This window comes from Streptomyces odonnellii (assembly GCF_000981895.1).
In the GTDB taxonomy this organism is placed as follows: Bacteria; Actinomycetota; Actinomycetes; order Streptomycetales; family Streptomycetaceae; genus Streptomyces; species Streptomyces odonnellii.
Genome location: NZ_LATD01000598.1, coordinates 1 through 2,839 on the forward strand (window position 1 = coordinate 1; position 2,839 = coordinate 2,839).

General features: G+C 70.1%; 4 protein-coding genes. All 4 read right to left on the reverse strand.

Annotation, left to right across the window (positions count from 1 at the left end; all coding sequences use genetic code 11):
• Positions 1 to 30 precede the first annotated feature (30 nt).
• The 4 genes from WH07_RS35465 to WH07_RS39290 all read right to left on the reverse strand — a co-directional run bounded on the left by WH07_RS35465 (position 31) and on the right by WH07_RS39290 (position 2,625).
• Positions 31 to 381 (reverse strand): hypothetical protein, encoded by a 351-nt coding sequence (locus WH07_RS35465; RefSeq protein ID WP_046509321.1) that lies wholly within the window; start codon positions 379 to 381, stop codon positions 31 to 33.
• Positions 382 to 480: 99 nt separating this feature from the next.
• Positions 481 to 1,560 (reverse strand): C40 family peptidase, encoded by a 1,080-nt coding sequence (locus WH07_RS35470; protein ID WP_046509322.1) that lies wholly within the window; start codon positions 1,558 to 1,560, stop codon positions 481 to 483.
• A 28-nt stretch (positions 1,561 to 1,588) separates the two neighbouring features.
• Positions 1,589 to 2,071 (reverse strand): poly-gamma-glutamate biosynthesis protein PgsC/CapC, encoded by a 483-nt coding sequence (locus tag WH07_RS35475; RefSeq protein WP_046509324.1) that lies wholly within the window; start codon positions 2,069 to 2,071, stop codon positions 1,589 to 1,591.
• Positions 2,068 to 2,625, reverse strand: a complete 558-nt coding sequence (locus tag WH07_RS39290; protein WP_046509326.1) for a hypothetical protein — start codon at positions 2,623 to 2,625, stop codon at positions 2,068 to 2,070. Before WH07_RS39290 ends, WH07_RS35475 begins: the two co-directional genes overlap by 4 nt.
• Positions 2,626 to 2,839 lie beyond the last annotated feature (214 nt).

Here is a 2,839-nt window from a genome sequence, read left to right on the forward strand (position 1 = left end):
ACTGACCCCCGACCCAGCGCCCCGCGCCTGTCATTCGCCGTGGTACAGGCGGTTCAGATCAACGAGTTGGATGGTGTGGTCACGGGCCGCGGTGCGGCTCAGTTCGGGGGTGAAACCGGCGCCGCTGAAGCACATGAGGCGTGTGCGCTCGGTGGTGGCGGCGTTCCGGGCGGCGAGCAGGGCTCGGATGTGCTGGAGGCGTTGGAGGTGGCTGACGCCCATGGTGTCGTTCCACTTGTCTTCGCCGATGGCCAGGAGCACATCGCCGCCGTGGTCGTCACCGGGACCGAAGACAGCGACGTCGACCTCGTGCCCCGTCTTGGCGGCCGGGTCGTTGACCGTACCCGCGGCGACGCGGGTGGGATGGCCCCAGCACCTCATCACAGATAGGTGCACCTACGATAACTGAAGTTACCCATAGGTCGCGGAGCAGCGCGCGGGCCCGGCCGCCTGGAGGTGGCCGGGCCCGGAGACGCCTGGTCAGAGGCGCTTTGCGCTGCGGAGTGTGGCGGCGTAGTAGCCGTTGCCGTCGAGGCGGGAGGTGCCGCCCTTGTCGCCGATCGTCGGGCCGTTGGCCTCTTCGCGGCTGGATATGAAGATCTGGTGGCCGTCCGTGTCCGTGCCCAGGTACATGCCGGTGTGGTCCAGGCGGGACTTCGTCCTGGCGTCCAGTTTGAAGAAGACCAGGTCGCCGGGCTGGAGCACACTGATGGACTTCGGGCGCTCGTAGCGCGGCTCGGGGCCCGACAGCTTGATGATGTCGACGCCCGCCTTCGAGCGCGCCATGCCGTTGGCCGTGCGCGGCAGGCCGTCACCCGTGTCGTCGGACGCCATCAGCGGATAGCGGCCGCGGTAGCCGAACACCGTACGGATGAAGCCCGAGCAGTCGATCGAGCGGTAGCGCGCGGTCTGCGGCTCCTTCACGGTGCCGTCGCGGAAGGTGTACGGAATGCCGAGGTAGTCGTAGAAGTCGGACTCTTCGAGGCGCAGGTCGTTGCCCTCGCTGCCCTCCGGGTTCAGCGGCCCGAAGCTGGCGTCGCCCGCGTACGGTACGCCCTCGTCGTCCTTCTTGACCGGCGCGCCCTCGACGTACTGGAACGCGAACGCGAAGAGGTCGTCCTCCTCGCTGCCGTAGTACTCCTTGAACCAGTCCTTGAACCACTGTTCCTTCTCGGCGCCCTTCGTCCACGCCTCCGGCATCAGCCGGACCCAGTTCTCGGTGACCACCCGGGCCGACGTGTTCGTCGGCTCGTCGAACGTACGGCTCGGACCGGTGAGGGTCGCCGTACGCGCGCCGTCGGTGAACGAGGCGAGGATGTCGCCGTCGCCGCCGCGCAGCACCGAGCGGTCCGGGTTCTTCAGCCGCTCCCAGGTCTGCTCGCCGGAGGTGTTCCCGGCCCCGGTCTTCAGGTTGGGGATGTCGGTGATGGCCTGGACCGCGGGCGCCTTGGCCTGCTCGTCCTTGCGGAGTTCGACGGTGAGATACGCGCTGCCGGCCAGCAGGGCGATGACGGTCACGCCGTGCAGGACGGGGCGGCCGCGCTTGGACTTGGCACTCATGAGGATGGGGCTCCCGTGGGTGGGCGGGTCAGGCGGACGGCAGGGCGCCGAGCAGAATGCCCGCGGTCAGGACGACATAGGCCGTGAGCGTGACCGTGCCGGTGGCGAGTATGGTCGCGCCCTTGGGCTGGCGTACGAGCTGGTACGCGATGAGGCCCGGCACGATGAAGCCGAGCGTCTGGTTCGCGTACATCAGCGGGAATTCGAGCGACAGCACGATCATCACCGTGCCCTGGAGCAGGACACCGATCAGGACGACCGCCGAGAACAGGCGCTTTCCGTAGAGGATCACAAAGCGCTGGACGAGCAGCGTGGTCACATACGTCAGTACGGTCACGCCGACGACCATGGCGGCGCGCTGGAGATCCTCGACAAGGGTCAGCGCCAGCCAGCCGGGCGTGATCATGCCACCCGGGGAGAGATTGGTCGTGAGGTAGCAGACCAGGGAGAACATCAGGCCCAGACCGATGCCGATCGCGGCGATCTCGGGGGTGAGGACTGCGGGGATCAACGGGGTTCTCCTGGGTTCTGCGGCGCGACGGAGTGCGGAGGGTTCGGGTGCGGAGGGTTCGGGTGCGTGGTGTTCTGCGGGTACTCGGGGTGGTGCGGCTGCTGGTGGTACGAGGGGGGCTCGGCCGGGTCGCCGGAACCGTTGCCGGGACCGCCGGGGGCGTTGCCGGGGACGCCCGAGGCGCCGGAATCGTCCGTAGCCGTCGCCGGCATCCGGGCGGGTTCGAACAGACCGCGTTCCCGGGGCGGCCCGGCGGCCGGACGCTGCTGGTAGCGCTGTTCGTACGCCTCGGGGTACCGCTGGTACGGGTCGAGCCGCGGCGCGTACCGGGGCAGCGCCAGCGTCTCGTCGTGCCGCGGATGCGGGTTCGGGCTCGGGTTCGCGTCCGGGCTCGGGCTCGCGTTCGGCTGTGAGTGCGGGTGCGAGCCGGGGTGCTGATCCGGTGTGGGTACGGGTCCGGTGGCCGAGGGACCGGCCGGCAGCTCCCGGGCCGGTACGGGACCGGTGGGCACGGGACCAGTGGGTACGACCGGGATGGCGACCGTGTCCGACACCTGGTCCCCCGCCGGGCCCAGCGCCGGAAGCTGAGATTCCAGCGCTCGCCCCTGAACCGGCCCCGGAGCCTGCGCCTGCGCCTGCGCCTGCCCAGCCCCCTGTCCCTGAGCCGGCGAGCCACCGGCACCGACCCCGGCACCAGCACCAGCACCAGCACCGGCACCGGCACCCGGACCACCCGCACCGGCACCCGGCCCCGCAGAACCCCCCGGC

Bases quoted from the DNA above. Each gene is read 5' to 3' on its own strand.
- WH07_RS35465 (WP_046509321.1), bottom strand. From the start codon at position 381: ATGAGGTGCTGGGGCCATCCCACCCGCGTCGCCGCGGGTACGGTCAAC.
- WH07_RS35470 (WP_046509322.1), bottom strand. From the start codon at position 1,560: ATGAGTGCCAAGTCCAAGCGCGGCCGCCCCGTCCTGCACGGCGTGACC.